The organism is Microbacterium sp. sgz311019 (genome assembly GCF_056135325.1).
In genome coordinates this window covers 456,057-472,607 of sequence record NZ_JBWAXO010000002.1, presented here as the reverse complement: position 1 = coordinate 472,607, position 16,551 = coordinate 456,057, and the positions used below count along the sequence as shown (strand labels likewise).

Genomic DNA, 16,551 nt, shown 5'->3' with positions numbered 1-16,551 from the left:
TCTTCCAGGTGGCTTCGAGCCTTGACATTCAAGTGATTACTTGAATAATTGATCTTGTGCCAGCGCTCACCCAGACGTTCGCAGCGATCGGGGATCCCGTGCGCCTCACGATCGTCGACCGGCTCGCCGAGTCGGATACGACGGTCGGCGAGCTCGCCGGACTCTTCGAAATCTCGTTCCAGGCGGTGTCGCAGCATCTCGACGTGCTCGAGCGCGCCGGCGTGATCTCCCGGCATCGCGAGGGCCGCACGCGCCGCGTGAGCCTGCACACCGAGCCGCTCGACGAGGCCGCCGCGTGGATGGACGCCCGAAGGCGCCGGCTCGAGGCGCGCTACGCCCGGCTGGACGACGTGCTCGCCGCACTCACGACCTCCCCTCAGCCTCATGCAACCGATGAAGGAGAACCAGATGGCCACCCATGACATCCAGAGCCCCGGGCTCACCGCGCACACCCGCTCTGGCGAGCAGAGCATCGTCCACCGCCGCGAGTTCGACGCGCCGGCCGCGCTCGTGCAGCGCGCGCACACCGAGGCCGACCTGTTCACTCGATGGATGGGGCCGAAGGGCACCACGGTGCGGCTCGATCGCTTCGACGCGCAGACCGGCGGCGCATTCCGCTACGTCGTCGAGGCCCCGAACGGCGGGGCGTGGGCGTTCCGCGGCGCCTACCACGAGGTCTCGCCCGGGCGTGTCGTCCACACGTGGGAGTACGAGGACGAGCCCGGCCCGACACTCGAGACGCTGCGGTTCGTCGACCTCGACGGCGGTCGCAGCGCGATCGAGGTGACGTCGACCTACACGTCGAAGGAGGCGTGCGACGCGATGCTCGCCTCCGGGATGGATGCCGGCATGGACGAGGACTTCGAGCGTCTCGACGCCGTGCTCGCGACCCTCTGAGTCACGCCTCGGCGTCGCGGATCTCCGCCTGCAGGGCACGGAGGCGCTCGCGGAGTGCGCGCTCGGCATCCCATCCGTTCGCTCTGGCCGTCGCGACCAGGGCGAGCAGGGCATCGCCGAGGTCGGCCTCAGAGGCGGCGGGGACGGCGGCGGCCTCGATGCCCACAGACGCGGCCTTGCCGAGGAGCTTCTGCGCGAGCGCGAGCGTCGGCATCCGCTCGCTCACGCCGTCGAGGACGCTCGTGCGCGCGCTCTTCTCCGCCGCCTTCGCGGCATTCCAGAGGACCAGGACCTCCTCGGGCGTCGTCGCGACGGCATCGGCGAAGACGTGGGGATGCCGACGCACCATCTTGTCCGTCAGCCCGCGCGCGACGTCGTCGATGTCGAAGGGGTCATCGGGATCGCGGGACGCGATCTCCGCATGGAACAGCACCTGCCAGAGCAGATCGCCGAGCTCCTCGCGCAGGTCGGCCCGCGAGCCGTCCTCGACGGCGTCGATGAGCTCGGCGCTCTCCTCCACGAGATAGGGCACGAGGTCGCGGTGCGTGATCTGCTGGGTCCAGACGCAGCGCTCGCGGACGGTGTGCATCGTGTGCGCGGCATCCCGCAGCGGATCGATCATGGCGTCGCCCCTCTCACACGGTAGCGACGTGCCCGCCATGAGACCAAGACCCCCGCCAGCACGAGGGCCAGCAGCGATCCGGCCAGCACACCGAGGATCGCGCCGTCGCGCAAGGCGGCGTCCCCCGCAAAGGCGAGGTTCGCGAGCAGCAGCGACACCGTGAACCCGATGCCGCCCAGTGCGCCGGCCGCGAGCAGGTCGCCGATCGGCATCCGGTGACCGCCGAGCACGCGCTGGGCGATCCATCCCCCTGCGGCGATGCCGATCAGCTTGCCGACCGGAAGCGCCACGAGCACCGCCCAGAACACCGGCGGCAGCCCCGCACCCTGGGGAAGAGGCACGAGCGCGGCCGAGAACGCGAAGAGCGGCAGTACGAGGCCGTTGATCCACGGCTCGAGCGCATGCCGGGTGCGCAGCGCGCGATCCTGTGCCATCGCGAGACCGAGCAGCACGCCCGCGATCGTCGGATGCACCCCCGACAGCAGGACGAGCACCCAGGTCGCGATCGCCAGAGCGATCAGCCCGATCGCCAGGAGCGCGCGCTGCGGCGTCTGCACGCGGGAGAGGAACGCGAAGAGCACGACGGCGACGAACGCCAGTGCCAGCATCCCGATCCGCAGATCCGTGGCGTAGAGGACCGCGATGAGGACGATCCCGACGATGTCGTCGAGGATCGCGAGCGCCAGCAGGAACACGCGGACGGATGAGGGCAGGCCGCGCCCGAAGACGGCCAGCACTCCGAGAGCGAAGGCGACGTCGGTCGCCGTCGGCACGGGCCAGCCGGATGCCGCGTCCGTGCCCGCCGTCATCGCCAGGTAGATGCCCACCGGGATGACGACTCCGCCCGCCGCCGCGATGGCGGGCTGGACAGCGCGACGGAAGCTGCGCAGCTCCCCGCGCGTCAACTCGTACTGCAGCTCCACCGAGACGGCGAAGAAGAAGAAGACGAGCAGGCCGTCCTGCACCCAGTGCGTGAGGGAGAGGTCCACCGCGCCGAAGCCGAGATGGACGTGCGAGAACTCCATGACGTCGTTCCCGATCGGCGTGTTCGCGACGACGAGACCGGCCACGGCGGCGATCAGCAGGAGGATCGCCGGGAACCGCTCCGAACGGAGCAGCGATGGCTTCGCCTCGGAGTCGGACTGCACCCGCACAGCCTATCGACGCGTGTGACGCCGGAAGGTGGTCGATTCGAAGCCGTTCGGCCGCGCATATACCGTGGAGCCATGCGCGAACCCACCCCCACTGAAGCCATCGACCTGGTCGGCCGATACGAGGCGGGTCAGCGGATCCCCGAGCAGATGCGCGCCGACGTTCGGGTGCTCGGCGCCCTGCTCGGCCGGGTGCTGCGCGAGAGCGGATCCGCCGGACTGTACGAGGATGTCGAGCGCCTCCGCATCGCGACCATCCAGGCCTACACCGACGAGACGCCCGAGGCCTTCGCCCGCGCGGCGGAGATCGCCGATTCCTTCACCATCGCCCGCGCCGACGAGGTCGCCCGGGCCTTCACGGTGTACTTCCACCTCGCGAACCTCGCAGAAGAGCAGCAGCGGGTGCGTGTCCTGCGCGACCGCAACAGCCGGGTCGACCGCGAGGACCCGGGCGATTCCATCGCCGCGGCCTTCACGCACCTGGCGACCGAAGTGGGCGACGAGACCGCGCTCGAGCGTCTCCATGCCCTCCGCTTCCACCCCGTGTTCACGGCCCACCCCACCGAGGCGCGCCGCCGCGCCGTCTCGAGCAGCATCCGGCGTCTGTCGACCCTGCTCGCCGAGTACGACGCCCTCGCCGAGGGGGGCGCCGACAAGCGCCGCGCCGAGCGTCGCCTCCTCGAGGAGATCGACACCCTGTGGCGCACCGCGCCGCTGCGGCCGGAGAAGCCGGCGCCGACCGACGAGGTCCGCGCCGTGATGACCGTCTTCGACGACACGCTGTTCACCGCGGTCCCGCACGTCTACCGCCGCGTGGACGACGCGCTGCAGGGCATCGCGGCCGGCGCACGTGCCCCGATCGTCCGGCCGTTCGTCCGCGTCGGCTCATGGGTCGGCGGCGACCGCGACGGCAATCCGTTCGTCACGGCGTCCGTCACGCGCAAGGCTGCGGGAATCGCCGCCGAGCATGTCCTCCTCGGCCTCGAGACCGCGACGAACCGCATCGGTCGCACGCTCACACTCGACGAGACCGTGACGCCGCCCAGCACGGAGCTCATCGCCCTGTGGCGCCGGCTGCGCGACGCCGATGAAGACGCCGCGGACGAGATCGCCCAACGCTCCCCCGGCGAGCCGCACCGACGGATCCTGCTCCTGCTCGCCCGCAAGATCAGTGCCACCCGCACGCGCGACGCCGACCTCGCGTACCGCGATCCTGAGGACCTGCTCGCGGATCTGCGGGTCGTGCAGTCCTCGCTGGCCGGCGCCGGCGCAGCGCGGCAGGCTTACGGGCACCTGCAGCAGCTCATCTGGCAGGTCGAGACGTACGGGTTCCACCTCGCCGAGCTGGAGGTGCGCCAGCACTCGGCCGTGCACGCGAGGGTGCTCGCCGAGCTGGATGCGGGCGACCCGCCGACCGCGCAGACCGAGGAGGTGCTCGAGGTCTTCCGCACGATCGCGACGCTGCAGCACCGCTACGGACCGCGCGCCGCGGGCCGCTACATCGTCTCGTTCACGCAGTCCGCCGACGACCTCGCGAACGTGCACCGCCTCGCCCGCCACGCGGTCGGCGCCGACGGCACGCCGCCCGTGCTCGACGTCATCCCGCTGTTCGAGACGTTCGCCGACCTCCAGGCCGCACCGAGGATCCTCGCCGAGATCGTGCAGCACCCGGAGTTCGCCTCGCGCCTGGATGCCACGGGCAGGCGCCTCGAAGTGATGCTCGGGTACTCCGACTCGTCGAAGGACGTCGGGCCCGTGGCCGCGAACCTCGCGCTGTACGTGGCGCAGGAGGCCATCGCGGCGTGGGCGCGCGCCGAGGCGATCGAGCTGACCCTCTTCCACGGTCGCGGCGGTGCCCTCGGACGCGGCGGGGGTCCCGCCAACAGCGCGATCCTCGCCCAGCCGCCGCACTCCGTCGACGGACGCTTCAAGCTCACCGAGCAGGGCGAGGTCATCTTCGCCCGCTATGGCGACCCGGCCATCGCGATGCGTCACATCGACCAGGTCGGCGCCGCCATCCTGCTCGCCTCGTCGCCCGAGATCGAGAAGCGCAACAGCGCGGCGGCCGAGCGGTACGCCGATGTCGCCGAGACGATGGATGCCGCCTCGCGTGAGCGCTTCTTCGCGCTCGTGAAGGCGCCGGGGTTCGCGCCGTGGTTCGCCACCGTGACGCCGATGGAGGAGCTCGGCCTTCTCGCCCTCGGCTCCCGGCCGGCGCGCCGCGGCCTGTCGGTCGAGTCGCTCGAGGACCTGCGTGCGATCCCGTGGGTGTTCTCCTGGGCGCAGGCGCGCATCAACCTCGCCGGATGGTTCGGCCTCGGCACCGCCCTCGAGGCCGTCGGCGACGCCGAGCGTCTGAAGGCTGCGTACGCCGAATGGCCGCTCTTCCGAGCCATGATCGACAACGTGGCGATGAGCCTCGCGAAGGCCGACGCCCGCATCGCGCGCCAGTACCTCGACCTCGGCGACCGCGACGACCTCGCGGACCTCGTCATGGAGGAGATGCGGCTCACCCGCTCGTGGGTGGAACGGGTCACGGGCGCCGCGGACCTGCTGGAGAACAAGCCGGTCCTTCAGCGCGCCGTGAAGCTGCGCAGTCCGTACGTGGACGCGCTGTCGCTGCTGCAGCTGCGGGCCCTGCGCGCACTTCGCGACGCCCCGGCGGACGCGCCGCAGCCCGATCCCGAGCTGCGGCGACTGCTGCTGCTGTCGGTCTCGGGTGTTGCGGCGGGCCTGCAGAACACGGGCTGAGCCGACCCGTCCGCTCCGCCTGCGGCCGCCGGGTCAGTCGACCCGGCGGTCGTTCGCGTGCCGCGCGAGGCTCGTGCCGTAGCGCTCGGTCAGCTGAACCATGAGGTCGGGCGTCTCACGGTCGAGCCCGAAGACGTACCCCGGGAAGTCGAGCTCGCGCTGAGCGGCCCAGATCTCCTCGTGCCGCTCCGCGGGCAGGATCAGCACGGGATCGCCGACCGCGACCCAGCCGATCGGCACGACGCTGTCGGGGGGAAGCACCGTGCGCAGGTGCACGACGGCGTTGATCCGCACTTCGCTGCGCTCGCCGATGCGGGCGCCGTTGAAGATCCGCGTTCCCGTGGCGAGGAACACCTCGTCGGCGATCGTCGCGCCGGAGATGCTCGCCATGGGCCCGACGAGCACGTGATCGCCGATGTGCACGGGGTTCGCCGAGGTCGCCCGGATCAGCGCATTCTCCATCACGATGACGTACGCGCCGAGGGTGATCGGGCCGCCCTCGGAGGTGATCACGGCGCCGTGCAGCACCTGGCAGCCCGCGCCGATCGTGACATCGCCGCTGATGACCGCGGTGGCCGCGACGACCGCGTCCGGGTGGATGCGGGGACTGGACCCCACGTGCTCGAATCGCATCGTGCCTCCTGCTCGGGACCGGTTCCGCCAGGCTACTCCCGGGCGCACACGACTCGACGGAGCCCGGGTCGACGCGAGACCCGGGCTGCGAGCGACTCAGGACTCGGGAGTCGCGTTCATCCCCTCGTACAGGCCGAGCACGTTGCCGTCGGGGTCGGCGACGACGGCCCACCAGCTCGTCTCGGTGATCTGCATCTTGTCGGCGATGACCGCGCCGCCGTTGGCCTTCGCGGCGGCGAGTGCGTCGTCGATGGAGTCGACCTCCACATAGGAGCGGGGCTGCGTGAAGTCGTCGTCGCGCTTCGTGAGCGCACCGCCCGAGATCTTGTTGGGAGCCTGCCACATGGGATAGCCCTCGAATCCGGGCGACTCGGCGATCTGCCAGCCGAAGAGTGCGGAGTAGAACGAGCCCGACGCCGCGAAGTCGGTGACCGGGATCTCGATGTGCGTGATGTCGCCGTGCGGCATGGTTCAGCCTTTCGGTCAGAGGTGGGATGCGCCCAGTCTGACCCGACCCGCCGACCTCCTCAAGCCCCTCCGGATCAGACGACGGATGCAGCGGCCTCCGGAACCGGCCACAGCTGGTCGAGCAGCTGCGCGACCCACGCGATGAGCTCGGCATCGCCCAGCGGCTCCCCGTCGGCGGTCGGCAGCGGGATGACCACGGCCTCTCCCCCGGCGACGAGCTTCGCCTTCGGGTACAGCCGCTGCAGGCGGACCTGCATCGAGTCCGGAAGGCCGGCCGGCGCAACGCGGAGGTTCGGTCCCATCGCCACGACGTCGGCGAGCCCCGCCCGACCTGCACGGCGCCGCAGTCGCGCGACGGCGAGCAGCCCCTCCACCTCGGCCGGCGGCTCACCGTAACGGTCGCGCAGCTCGTCGACCACCAGATCGATCGCATCGTCCTTGGCGGTGACGGATGCCGCGGCCGACAGCTTCTGGTACGCCTCGAGGCGCAGTCGCTCGCTGTCGATGTACTCCTCCGGGATGCGAGCCCGGACGGGCAGCTCGAGCCGCAGCTCGGTGGGGCCCTCAGTCTCCTCGCCGCGGAACGTCGCGACGGCTTCCCCGATCATGCGGAGGTACAGGTCGAAGCCGACTCCCGCGATATGGCCGGCCTGCTCGGCGCCGAGCAGGTTGCCCGCGCCGCGGAGCTCGAGATCCTTGAGGGCGACCTGCATCCCGCTGCCGAGGTCGTTGTTGACCGCGATCGTCTCGAGCCGGTCGGCCGCCGTCTCCGACAGCGGCTTCTGCTCGTCGTAGAGGAAGTACGCATACGCTCTCTCGCGCCCGCGGCCCACGCGCCCGCGCAGCTGGTGCAGCTGCGACAGGCCGTACTTGTCGGCGCGGTCGATGATGATCGTGTTGGCGTTGGCGATGTCGAGGCCGGTTTCGATGATCGTCGTCGAGACGAGGACATCCGCCCGCCGTTCCCAGAAGTCGTCGACCACCTGCTCGAGCTGGTGCTCCCCCATCTGCCCGTGGGCGACGGCGATCCGGGCCTCCGGCACGAGCTCGGCCAGCTGCGCCGCGACCCGCTGGATCGACTGCACCCGGTTGTGCACGTAGAAGACCTGACCCTCGCGCAGCAGCTCACGGCGGATGGCCGCGGCGACCTGCTTCTCACTGCGCGCGCCGACGTACGTGAGGATGGGATGCCGGTCCTCCGGCGGCGTCTGCAGCGTCGACATCTCGCGGATGCCGGTCACCGCCATCTCGAGCGTGCGAGGGATGGGCGTCGCGCTCATGGCGAGGATGTCGACATTGGTCTTGAGCTTCTTCAGCTGATCCTTGTGCTCGACGCCGAACCGCTGCTCCTCGTCGATGATCATGAGCCCGAGGTCCTTGAAGAGGACCTTCTCGGTCAGGATGCGGTGTGTGCCGATGACCATGTCGACCGAGCCGTCGGCGAGCCCCTCGATCGTCTCGCGCGCCTGCTTGTCGGTCTGGAACCGCGAGAGCGGCCGCACCTTCACGGGGAAGCCGGCGAACCGCTCCGCGAACGTGTCGAGGTGCTGTTTCACGAGCAGGGTCGTCGGCACGAGCATCGCGACCTGCTTGCCATCCTGGATGGCCTTGAACGCGGCGCGCACCGCGACCTCGGTCTTGCCGAAGCCGACGTCACCGGACAGCAGCCGGTCCATCGGGATCGGCTTCTCCATGTCGGCCTTGATCTCGTCGATGGTCTGCAGCTGATCGGGGGTCTCCGCGAACGGGAACGCCTCTTCGAGTTCGCGCTGCCACGGGGTGTCCGGCCCGAAGGCATGGCCTTTGGCCGCCATCCGTGCCGAGTACAGCTTGACGAGCTCCACGGCGATGTCGCGCACCGCCCTACGGGCGCGGCCCTTCGCCGCCGCCCAGTCGCTGCCGCCCATCTTCGACAGCGACGGCGCCTCGCCGCCGACGTACTTCGAGAGGAGATCGAGCTGGTCGGTCGGCACGTACAGCTTGTCGCCCGGGTGGCCGCGCTTGCTCGGCGCGTACTCGAGAACGAGGTACTCGCGCGTGCTCTTGACCGCATTGCGGCCGCCGCTCGAGACCTCGCGCTGGGTCAGCTCCACGAACCGGCCGATGCCGTGGGTCGAGTGCACGACGTAGTCGCCGGCCTTCAGCTGCATCGGGTCGACGACGTTGCGCCGACGCGATGCGAGCTTCTTCACGACCCGTCCGTCGCTGCTGATCGTCCGTCCGTAGAACTCCGTCTCGGTGAGGACGGCGAGCTTGGCCCCCTCGGCCTCGAAGCCGCGCTCGAGCGACGCGACCACGACGTGCGCCACCCCGGGCTGGGGGGCCGTCTCGACGGAGTCGACCCGGCGGGCGGCGATGCCGCGCTCGGCGAGCACGTCCCGGGCGCGATCGGCGAGTCCGGCACCGGATGCGGCGACGACGACAGCCCATCCGGCCGCGAGCAGCTCCCCGACATGCGCCGTCGCTCCGTCGACGTTCCCTTGGAACGACGGCACGGTCGTCGCCCGGATGCGGAACTCGTCGTCGGGCCCGGCCTCATCGAGGTCCGCCGCGAGCTCCTCGGCGCCGCTGTCGTCGCCAGGCGCCCCCGATGCAGCGCTGATGCGCTGCATCGATCCTCCGGGCGCGTGGGCCCACGCGCTGAGGGTCCACCACACGCCTCCGCGCACGTGGGTGGCTTCGCGCAGCTGCGGGAGCGACACGAAGTCGCCGGCGCCGAGGTCGACGGGCGTCGCCGCACCGGCGACCGCCGCGCTCCACGCGGCATCGAGGAACTCGCGGTTGGTCTCGGCGAGCGTCGTCGCGCGCGTCACCGAGCGCTCAGGGTCGACGAGCGCGACAGCTACGCCCTCGGGCAGGTAGTGGGCGAGCGTGACCACCTCGTCGACGAGGGTCGGCGTCAGCGACTCCATCCCCTCCACCGGGATGCCCTCGGCCATGCGCTCGAGCATGCCCGCGAGGCCGGGGAGATCGGGCATGAGCGCCCGCGCGCGATCGCGCACGTCGTCGGTCAGCAGCAGCTCGCGGGCGGCCAGCAGCTCGACCTCGCGCACCTCGCCCGGGAGGCTGCGCTGGTCGGCGACGGAGAACGCGCGGATCTGGTCGATCTCATCGCCGAAGAACTCCACCCGCGAGGGATGCTCGGCCGTCGGCGGGAAGACATCGAGGATGCCGCCGCGCACCGCGAACTCGCCGCGGCGCGACACCATGTCGACGCGGTGGTAGGCGCGCGCCACGAGGTCGGCGCTCACCGCGTCCAGCTCGTGGCCGCGACCCCCCACGCTGAGCCGGACGGGCGCCAGATCGGTGAGTCCCGCCGCGAGCGGCTGCAGCGCGCCCCGAACAGAGGCGGTGATCACGAGGGGCGTGGATCCGTCCCATTCCTGCACGCGCCGCAGCACATCGAGTCGTCGACCGACGGTCTCGGGGCTGGGGCTGAGCCGCTCGTGCGGCAGGGTCTCCCATGCCGGGAAGTGCATCACCTCGGCACCCGGCATGAGCGCCTCCAGCGCCGCGCCGAGCGTCTCCGCTCGACGACCGGTCGGGGAGACGGCCAGCAGGATGCCGGGCTTGCCGGCCTGACGGCGCCGGTCGACGAGGGTCGCCAGCAGCGGCGCGTCGAGGCCGTCGACGAGCGACAGATCGGCATCGACGGATGCGACGGCGCCCGCATCCCGGAACGTTGAAGACGATGCGAGGGCGCGCGCGATCCCGGGTACTGTCACCGGACAATCCTACGTTCGCGCACCGACACGCAGTCCTCGCGAATGCACGAGCGGGCGGGGCCGTCCGCGCCTAGGCTGGGCGCGTGACCGATCAGGGACCCGACGCACCGCCGCCCGCCGTGCCGGATCGCGAGGCCGCGGCTCCGGTTCCGCCGCCTGCGCAGCCGCAGCCGCCCCAGCCATCGCCGGCCTTCGCACCGCCGCAGCCGGTGCCGCAGTCCGCCGCCTCTCCCACGCCGTATCCCCCGGCCCCGCAGCCCGTTCCGATGCCGTACCCCAACGCACAGCCGCCCGTCTACGCGCAGCCGCAGACCGACGCCTACGGCAGGCCGTTCGCCGCGCCGTACGCCGCGCCGCCGGCGCCCGGGTACCAGCCCCGGCAGCCGGCGCCCGCCGGCTCGCGCACCCTCGGTGCGGTGGCGTTCATCCTGTCGCTCCTGGCCGCGGTGGTCGCGCCCATCGTCGCCTCGTTCGCGGGGTGGGGCATCGGAGCCGGCATCGGCGCGCAGCAGCTGAGCGCCCTGTCCGAGACGAATGCGTCAACCTCGGCGATGCTTGCCGCGCTCACCCCCGTCCGAGGTCAGGTGCTCGTCGCCGAGATCGCGTTCTGGGCTGGCTTGATCCTGGGCGTCTGGGCGATCGTCCAGGGCATCGTCGCGATCGCGACGCGCCGCGGTCGGGGATTCGGCATCGCGGCGATCGTCGTGGCCGCCATCGGACCGTTCGCGTATTTCGTGCTGCTGCTGATCTTCCTGGGCATCGGCGCGGCCGGAGCCGTTCCCCCGAACGCCTGATCCGAGCGCGGTGGGCTCAGGCGCGCGGCGCGTGGTGCTTCTGCTGGGCTGCGAGCAGGCCGTCGCCGATCAGCTGCTCGACGGCATCCGCGGCATCCGACAGCAGGAGCGGCAGCTGCTTGCGATCCGCGGCGCTGAACGGGTCCAGCACCCAGTCCGCAGGGTCCTGCCGGCCCGGCGGACGCCCGATGCCGACGCGCACGCGCGGGAACTCGGGCGTTCCGAGAGCCTTCGCCACGTCACGGACACCGTTGTGGCCGCCGTGGCCGCCGCCGACCTTCAGCTTGACGGTGTCGAACGGGATGTCGAGCTCGTCGTGGACGACGATGATGTGCTCGGCATCCACGCCGTAGTACTTGGCGAGCGCCGAGACCGGACCGCCCGAGACGTTCATGTAGGAATTCGGCTTCGCGAGCACGATCTTCGCCGCACCCGGGCGCAGCCAGGTCTCCGCGACGCGGGCGTTCGCCTTATGCGAGGAGAAGCGCTCGCGGCGACGCTCAGCCAGCTCGTCGATCACGAGCTGGCCCACGTTGTGCCGAGTCAGCTCGTACTGCGGACCGGGATTCCCGAGCCCGACCACCAGCCAGGTCTGCGCCATGGTCTCATTCTTCCGCAGGGGATCTACGTGCTTCCGCAACGCGAAGAGGGGGCGCATGCGCACCCCCTCTCCCGACGCTGTGCGTGGATCAGGACTCGGTCGACCCCTCGGCCGACTCCTCCGACTGCTCCTCCGCAACTGCGGCGTCCGCAGCGGCGATCTCCTCCTCGGCGGCGATGCTCGCGGCCGGAACGCTGATCGCGACGACGAGAACGTCCTCCTCAGCCTGCAGCGTGGCGCCCTTGGGCAGCTCCAGGTCGCCCGCCGTGATGCGCGCGCCGTCCTCGAGGCCCTCGACCGACACCTCGACGTGCTCCGGGATGTGGGTCGCCTCGACCTCGAGAGCGATCGACGTCGAGTCGAGGTTCACGATGGTTCCGGGGGCCGGCTCGCCGCTGACGACGATGGGCACCTGCACCTGGATCTTCTCGCCCTTCTTCACGACGAGGAGGTCGATGTGCTCGATGATCTGGTGCACCGGGTCCTTCTGCACGTCCTTGACGAGCGTGAGGAGCTGCTTGCCCTCGACGTCGAGCTCGAGCACGGCGTTCGCGTGACGCACGATGAGCGAGACCTGGTGGCCCGGCAGGGCGACGTGCACGGGGTCGCTGCCGTGTCCGTAGATGACGGCGGGGATCTTGCCGGCGGCGCGCAGGCGACGGGCGAAGCCCTTGCCGAAGCTGTCGCGCAGCTCCGCGTGGACCTTGGTGTCTTCCGACATGGTGATTCTCCTAAAGCGGGCGTGCAGCCCTGACGATGGTCTGTTCTCGACTCGAACGCGTACGCGTGAGGAAAGCTGCTGCCTGCTTCACCGCGTCGATCACGGACGCCGCGCAGCGCGCAGCATCCCTCGCCGAAGTACGGTCATCGAGTCTACCAGTGCGACCACTACGATGAAGACGCACCGTTCGCGCACCAGGAGGCATGATGACGATCGACAACCAGACCCTCAGCGACGGCATGCTGGCGATCATCGGCCTCATCGCCGCCCTCGGCCTCGTCGGCACCGTCCTCGCCTTCTGGACGATGGGCCGCGCGGCCTACCGCAAGGACTGATCAGGCCACGCCGAGGTAGGCCTCCTTCACGGCCGGATCGGCGAGCAGCTCCCTGCCGGTTCCCGAGCGCGTGATCGAGCCCGTCTCGAGCACGAACGCGCGGTGGGCGCGCGCCAGCGCCTGATTCGCGTTCTGCTCGACGAGCACCACCGTCGTGCCCTGTGCGTTGATCTCGGTGATGATCTTGAAGATCTGCCGGATGAACTGGGGCGCGAGGCCCATCGAGGGCTCGTCGAGCAGCAGCACCCGCGGACGGGACATCAGCGCACGGCCGATGGCGAGCATCTGCTGCTCACCACCGGACATCGTTCCGCCGAGCTGCTTCTTGCGCTCGCCGAGGCGCGGGAAGAGCGAGAACACGCGGTCGTACGACTCGGCGACGCCGGCCCGGCTCTTCAGGCCGAACGTGCCCATGTCGAGGTTCTCGAGCACGGTCATGCCCGGGAAGATGCCCCGCCCCTCCGGCGCCTGCGAGATGCCGTTCATGACCCGCAGGTGGGCCTTCATCTTCGTGATGTCCTGACCCTCGAAGAAGATCGACCCCTCGGACGGATGCAGCAGCCCGGAGATGGTGCGCATGGTCGTCGTCTTGCCGGCGCCGTTGGCCCCGATGAGCGAGACGATCTCGCCCTCATCGACGGCGAACGAGATGTTCTGGATCGCACGGATGCGTCCGTAGTGGACCGAGACGTCCCTCAGCTCAAGCAGCGTCATCTTCGGGCTCCCCGAGGTAGGCCGCGATCACGCGCGGATCGTTGCGGATGGCGTGCGGGACGTCGTCGGCGATCTTGCGCCCGAATTCCAGCACGACGATGCGGTCGGTGACCCCCATGACGAGCCGCATGTCGTGCTCGATCAGCAGCACGGTGTAGCCCTCGTCACGGATCGTGCGGATGAGCGCCATGAGGTCGTCCTTCTCCGCGGGGTTGAACCCGGCCGCCGGCTCATCGAGGCACAGCAGCTTCGGGTCGGTCGCGAGCGCGCGGGCGATCTCGAGGCGACGCTGCGAGCCGTACGACAGCTCGCGCGCACGCTTGTCCGCGTGCTGGGCGATGCCGACGAACTCGAGCAGCGCCATGCCGCGATCGATCGACGACCTCTCCTCGCGCATGTGCCGGGGCAGGCGCAGCAGAGCACCGGGGACCGACGTGCGGTGGCGCGCGTCGAGGCCGACGACGACGTTCTCGAGCGCGGACATCTCGCCGAACAGGCGGATGTTCTGGAACGTGCGCGCGAGCCCCATCCTGGTGATGTTGTGCTGCTTGCGACCCTTGAGCGAGACGCCCTCCAGCAGCACGTCGCCGCTCGTCGGCTTGTACACGCCCGTCATCGCGTTGAAGCACGTGGTCTTGCCTGCGCCGTTCGGCCCGATGAGGCCGAGGATCTCGCCGCGCTTGATGTCGAACGACACGTCGTCGAGCGCGGACAGCCCGCCGAACTTCATCGTCAGGTTGCGGACCTCGACGAGCCTCTCCCCTACCGCGACGGCGAGATCGCGCTCGGACTCCGCCCCCTCGACCAGGGGCGGCGCCTCACCGTGCTCGGGGACGATCGGCGCACCGATCGTGTCGTCTTCGACCGGCTCGTGCGCCGCGCTCGCGATCTCGATCTCTTCGCGGGCCCTCTCGTTCTCGTCGGTCACGACGATGCTCCTTCCACAGCAGCCGGCGCCTCAGGAGGCGGTGGCGGCGCCGCCGTCCAATGCAAGGCTCGTCGGGCGAACGCCAGCAGCCGCATCTTCGCCGGCACCAGACCCTCCGAGCGGAACATCATCAGGAGCACCAGGACGATGCCGAAGATGAGGTACTTGTAGTCGGCGATCGCGGTGAACCGCAGCGGGATGTAGGCGACGATCGCGCCACCGAGCAGGGCGCCGACCTTGTTGCCCGCGCCGCCGAGCACGACTGCCGCGACGAAGAGGATCGAGGTCTGGACGTCGAACTTCTGGTTGTTCACGAAGCCGACCTGGCCGGCGAACAGGGCGCCCGACAGGCCGCCGACCCCCGCTCCGAGCGCGAACGCCCACACCTTGTACTTGAAGGTCGGCACGCCCATGATCTCGGCGGCATCCTCGTCCTCGCGGATCGCGACCCACGCGCGACCCACGCGGCTGCGCTCGAGGTTGCCCACCAGCAGCAGCACGATGATGATGACGGTGAGCGTCAGCCAGTACCAGGGCGCGCCGTTCGAGTTCGCGAAGATCGGGATCCCGTTCGCGCTCTCCCCCGGCGGGTGCCCGACGTTCTGGAAACCGACCTGGCCCTTCATGGCCGGGATGATCGTCGCGAGGATGCGCACGATTTCTCCGAAGCCGAGCGTGACGATCGCGAGGTAGTCGCCGCGAAGCCGCAGGGTGGGCACCCCGAGCAGGACGCCGAAGAACATCGTGATCGCGATGGCGAGCGGCAGCGTCCACAGGTACGGGATCTTCGCGAGCGGCGAGTCCGGACTCGTGAACATCGCCGCCGTATACGACCCCACCGCGAAGAATGCGACGTATCCCAGGTCGAGCAGACCGGCATAGCCGATCACGATGTTCAGGCCGACTGCCACCAGGGCATAGACCGCCATCGCGAAGCACGCGAGCTTCCAGTCGTTGCCCGGCTCGGTCGTCAGCGGGAAGAAGTTCAGGTAGGGCAACGCGTACGCGATGGCCACGACGATGAGCAGCCACGCCCATTGGACGGGGCGCGCGAGCCCGTTCCACTTCTCCCGGAGATTGAGGAACGGCCCCCGCGGGGGCGACGCGATCGACTCGGTCTCGATGGACTCCCGCGCCGATTCGGCTCCGGGCAGGACCTTGGGGCCTTCGGAAAAGCTCATGCGCGGCTCCTTCCGAGCGTCTGCCCGAGGATGCCCTCGGGCCGGATCAGCAGCACCAGAACCAGTACAACGAACGATACGACATCCGCCCACTGGGCGTCACCGAGGAGGATCTGGCCGTAGTTGGCGATGACGCCCAGCAGCAGACCACCGAGGAGGGCGCCGCGCACGTTGCCGATGCCACCCAGGACGGCCGCCGCGAACGCCTTGACGCCGAGGATGAAGCCTCCGTTGTAGATCACGCCGGACGGCACCAGCATCACGTAGAACAGAGCCGCGGCACCGGCGAGGATGCCGCCGAGCACGAAGGTGATCATGATGATCCGCTCCTTGTTCACGCCCATCAGGGTGGCGGTGTCCGGATCCTGCGCGACGGCGCGGATTCCGCGACCGGTGCGCCCCCGCCGGATGAAGAGGTCGGTCGCCACCATCAGGATGACCGCGGCGGCGACGATGATCAGCTGCACGTCGTAGATGTTCGTGCCGAACACGTAGAACACCGGATGCTGCACGAACATCGTGATGCTCGGCATCGCGTTCGCGCCCGACGGGCCGCCCAGGGGACCCTGCAGGAGGAAGATCGTGTACTGGATCGCGAACGACATGCCGATCGCGGTGATGAGGAACGCCAGCCGTGGCGCGTTGCGCTTGCGCAGCGGCCGGTAGGCGACCCGTTCGATGAACAGCGCCGTCAAGGCGGATGCGATCATGCCGACCACCATCGCCAGCAGCAGATCGCCGATGATCGCCAGCGGGCCCAGGGTGGGAGCGCTCGGTCCGAAGCCGAGACTCGTGAGGGTGATGACGACGCCGTACGCGCCGACGATGAACACTTCGGAGTGGGCGAAGTTGATGAGGCTGAGGACGCCGTACACGAGTGTGTAGCCGACGGCGATCAGACCATAGACGGCACCGAAGGTGAGGCCGTCGAAGGTGGCGCTCCAGAAATTCTGGACGAGCGCGTTGACGTCGAAGTTGATCCAGGAATTGTCGAGGAACGGTCCGCTGAGGACGAGTTCGAGCATGCGGT

The 16,551-nt window shown here is 69.9% G+C and carries 16 protein-coding genes; 5 read left to right on the top strand and 11 right to left on the bottom strand.

Annotated features, from left to right (window positions below):
- Positions 1-56: 56 nt before the first annotated feature.
- Together AC0NZN_RS05065 and AC0NZN_RS05060 are read left to right on the top strand one after the other, a co-directional pair.
- Positions 57-422: an ArsR/SmtB family transcription factor gene (locus tag AC0NZN_RS05065; protein WP_474591174.1), complete on the top strand. Its 366-nt coding sequence runs from the start codon at positions 57-59 to the stop codon at positions 420-422.
- On the top strand, positions 409-897 hold the full coding sequence (locus AC0NZN_RS05060) for an SRPBCC domain-containing protein (protein WP_474591173.1): 489 nt from the start codon (positions 409-411) through the stop codon (positions 895-897). The genes AC0NZN_RS05065 and AC0NZN_RS05060 overlap by 14 nt, the downstream gene beginning before the upstream one ends.
- A gap of 1 nt (position 898) precedes the next feature.
- Here AC0NZN_RS05060 and AC0NZN_RS05055 read toward each other — a convergent pair whose 3' ends face one another.
- Together AC0NZN_RS05055 and AC0NZN_RS05050 are read right to left on the bottom strand one after the other, a co-directional pair.
- Positions 899-1,519 (bottom strand): nucleoside triphosphate pyrophosphohydrolase, encoded by a 621-nt coding sequence (locus AC0NZN_RS05055; protein WP_474591172.1) that lies wholly within the window; start codon positions 1,517-1,519, stop codon positions 899-901.
- Positions 1,516-2,667, bottom strand: coding sequence for a Na+/H+ antiporter NhaA (locus tag AC0NZN_RS05050; protein ID WP_474591171.1), 1,152 nt, complete (start codon positions 2,665-2,667; stop codon positions 1,516-1,518). The genes AC0NZN_RS05055 and AC0NZN_RS05050 overlap by 4 nt, the downstream gene beginning before the upstream one ends.
- 78 nt (positions 2,668-2,745) lie before the next feature.
- On the opposite strand from AC0NZN_RS05050, the gene AC0NZN_RS05045 reads away from it, so the two are divergent.
- A complete protein-coding gene (locus AC0NZN_RS05045) occupies positions 2,746-5,421 on the top strand; it encodes a phosphoenolpyruvate carboxylase (RefSeq protein WP_474591170.1) in 2,676 nt (891 codons plus the stop codon).
- A 33-nt stretch (positions 5,422-5,454) separates the two neighbouring features.
- Here AC0NZN_RS05045 and AC0NZN_RS05040 read toward each other — a convergent pair whose 3' ends face one another.
- From AC0NZN_RS05040 to mfd, 3 genes are all read right to left on the bottom strand, one after another.
- On the bottom strand, positions 5,455-6,054 hold the full coding sequence (locus AC0NZN_RS05040) for a gamma carbonic anhydrase family protein (protein ID WP_474591169.1): 600 nt from the start codon (positions 6,052-6,054) through the stop codon (positions 5,455-5,457).
- 96 nt (positions 6,055-6,150) lie between these two features.
- Entirely contained in the window at positions 6,151-6,522 is a 372-nt protein-coding gene (locus AC0NZN_RS05035; protein ID WP_474591168.1) for a VOC family protein, read from the bottom strand.
- 74 nt (positions 6,523-6,596) lie between these two features.
- Complete coding sequence (gene mfd, locus AC0NZN_RS05030) at positions 6,597-10,247, bottom strand: transcription-repair coupling factor (protein ID WP_474591167.1); 3,651 nt, start codon at positions 10,245-10,247, stop codon at positions 6,597-6,599.
- 83 nt (positions 10,248-10,330) lie between these two features.
- Here mfd and AC0NZN_RS05025 point away from each other — a divergent pair, with 83 nt between their 5' ends.
- Complete coding sequence (locus AC0NZN_RS05025; protein WP_474591166.1) at positions 10,331-11,041, top strand: hypothetical protein; 711 nt, start codon at positions 10,331-10,333, stop codon at positions 11,039-11,041.
- A gap of 16 nt (positions 11,042-11,057) precedes the next feature.
- On the opposite strand, the gene pth is transcribed toward AC0NZN_RS05025, so the two are convergent.
- Both pth and AC0NZN_RS05015 read right to left on the bottom strand, forming a co-directional pair.
- Entirely contained in the window at positions 11,058-11,642 is a 585-nt protein-coding gene (pth, locus tag AC0NZN_RS05020) for an aminoacyl-tRNA hydrolase (protein WP_474591165.1), read from the bottom strand.
- A gap of 88 nt (positions 11,643-11,730) precedes the next feature.
- Positions 11,731-12,363, bottom strand: coding sequence for a 50S ribosomal protein L25/general stress protein Ctc (locus AC0NZN_RS05015; protein WP_474591164.1), 633 nt, complete (start codon positions 12,361-12,363; stop codon positions 11,731-11,733).
- 206 nt (positions 12,364-12,569) lie between these two features.
- On the opposite strand from AC0NZN_RS05015, the gene AC0NZN_RS05010 reads away from it, so the two are divergent.
- Positions 12,570-12,698 carry a hypothetical protein gene (locus AC0NZN_RS05010; RefSeq protein WP_474591163.1) on the top strand — a complete coding sequence of 43 codons (129 nt, stop codon included), beginning with the start codon at positions 12,570-12,572 and terminating at the stop codon, positions 12,696-12,698.
- On the opposite strand, the gene AC0NZN_RS05005 is transcribed toward AC0NZN_RS05010, so the two are convergent.
- From AC0NZN_RS05005 to AC0NZN_RS04990, 4 genes are all read right to left on the bottom strand, one after another.
- Entirely contained in the window at positions 12,699-13,412 is a 714-nt protein-coding gene (locus AC0NZN_RS05005) for an ABC transporter ATP-binding protein (RefSeq protein WP_474591162.1), read from the bottom strand.
- Positions 13,399-14,142 (bottom strand): ABC transporter ATP-binding protein, encoded by a 744-nt coding sequence (locus tag AC0NZN_RS05000; protein ID WP_474591267.1) that lies wholly within the window; start codon positions 14,140-14,142, stop codon positions 13,399-13,401. Before AC0NZN_RS05000 ends, AC0NZN_RS05005 begins: the two co-directional genes overlap by 14 nt.
- Positions 14,143-14,336: 194 nt before the next feature.
- On the bottom strand, positions 14,337-15,521 hold the full coding sequence (locus AC0NZN_RS04995) for a branched-chain amino acid ABC transporter permease (RefSeq protein WP_474591161.1): 1,185 nt from the start codon (positions 15,519-15,521) through the stop codon (positions 14,337-14,339).
- Complete coding sequence (locus AC0NZN_RS04990; protein WP_474591160.1) at positions 15,518-16,546, bottom strand: branched-chain amino acid ABC transporter permease; 1,029 nt, start codon at positions 16,544-16,546, stop codon at positions 15,518-15,520. Before AC0NZN_RS04990 ends, AC0NZN_RS04995 begins: the two co-directional genes overlap by 4 nt.
- Positions 16,547-16,551 lie beyond the last annotated feature (5 nt).

What these genes read in the sequence shown, in the direction of transcription:
- AC0NZN_RS04995 (WP_474591161.1), bottom strand. Translation starts at nt 15,521, where the DNA reads ATGAGCTTTTCCGAAGGCCCCAAGGTCCTGCCCGGAGCCGAATCGGCG.
- AC0NZN_RS05040 (WP_474591169.1), bottom strand. Translation starts at nt 6,054, where the DNA reads ATGCGATTCGAGCACGTGGGGTCCAGTCCCCGCATCCACCCGGACGCG.
- AC0NZN_RS05005 (WP_474591162.1), bottom strand. Translation starts at nt 13,412, where the DNA reads ATGACGCTGCTTGAGCTGAGGGACGTCTCGGTCCACTACGGACGCATC.
- AC0NZN_RS05055 (WP_474591172.1), bottom strand. Translation starts at nt 1,519, where the DNA reads ATGATCGATCCGCTGCGGGATGCCGCGCACACGATGCACACCGTCCGC.
- AC0NZN_RS05000 (WP_474591267.1), bottom strand. Translation starts at nt 14,142, where the DNA reads ATGAAGTTCGGCGGGCTGTCCGCGCTCGACGACGTGTCGTTCGACATC.
- AC0NZN_RS05035 (WP_474591168.1), bottom strand. Translation starts at nt 6,522, where the DNA reads ATGCCGCACGGCGACATCACGCACATCGAGATCCCGGTCACCGACTTC.
- pth (WP_474591165.1), bottom strand. Translation starts at nt 11,642, where the DNA reads ATGGCGCAGACCTGGCTGGTGGTCGGGCTCGGGAATCCCGGTCCGCAG.
- AC0NZN_RS04990 (WP_474591160.1), bottom strand. Translation starts at nt 16,546, where the DNA reads ATGCTCGAACTCGTCCTCAGCGGACCGTTCCTCGACAATTCCTGGATC.
- AC0NZN_RS05045 (WP_474591170.1), top strand. Translation starts at nt 2,746, where the DNA reads ATGCGCGAACCCACCCCCACTGAAGCCATCGACCTGGTCGGCCGATAC.
- AC0NZN_RS05060 (WP_474591173.1), top strand. Translation starts at nt 409, where the DNA reads ATGGCCACCCATGACATCCAGAGCCCCGGGCTCACCGCGCACACCCGC.
- AC0NZN_RS05015 (WP_474591164.1), bottom strand. Translation starts at nt 12,363, where the DNA reads ATGTCGGAAGACACCAAGGTCCACGCGGAGCTGCGCGACAGCTTCGGC.
- AC0NZN_RS05010 (WP_474591163.1), top strand. Translation starts at nt 12,570, where the DNA reads ATGACGATCGACAACCAGACCCTCAGCGACGGCATGCTGGCGATCATC.